Genomic DNA, 500 nt, shown 5'->3' on the forward strand with positions numbered 1-500 from the left:
GGAGACATCCACTGCAACGCCGCACCATAAGATGAACGGTAGTTGGTTGGATCTGAGTAATCGTAGTAGTAACGGTCACCATATTCTGCACCAGAGTCGCGATAGTCAAACTCGGTATCCCAAATACTTGCCATATCGAAGAAAATACTGGTTCGAATTTGGTTGCGAACTTCGTCCGACGCAAATGGTGTAGGAACAATCAGCTCGATACTTGCTAGCGCTACTGCGTTACCACCAACAGAATCGTCTGTAGCAGTATCAGCACCATTGTTCGAGCCAGAGTAATCACGATAAACCGCTTTCGGACCTACGCTGTTAGAGCCGAAACCACGTAGTGTCGTAAAGCCACCTGCGTAATAGTTTTCGTAGAATGGGAACAAGTTATCGTTGCCATCCGTCTGACCGTAACCGTTACCATAACCTAAGCGACCACGGAACAAGAGCGTGAACTCATGCTTCTTAGTCAAAGGCACGTACTGACGCACATCGTACTGCATTTT

Annotated in this window: 1 protein-coding gene; it reads right to left on the minus strand. The window is 47.4% G+C overall.

Annotated features, from left to right (window positions below; all coding sequences use genetic code 11):
* Positions 1 to 500 (minus strand): BamA/TamA family outer membrane protein (locus tag R7R24_RS30930; protein ID WP_318120746.1); only part of this gene is annotated, 500 nt, incomplete at both ends.

It is taken from the genome of Vibrio sp. 704 (assembly GCF_033339295.1).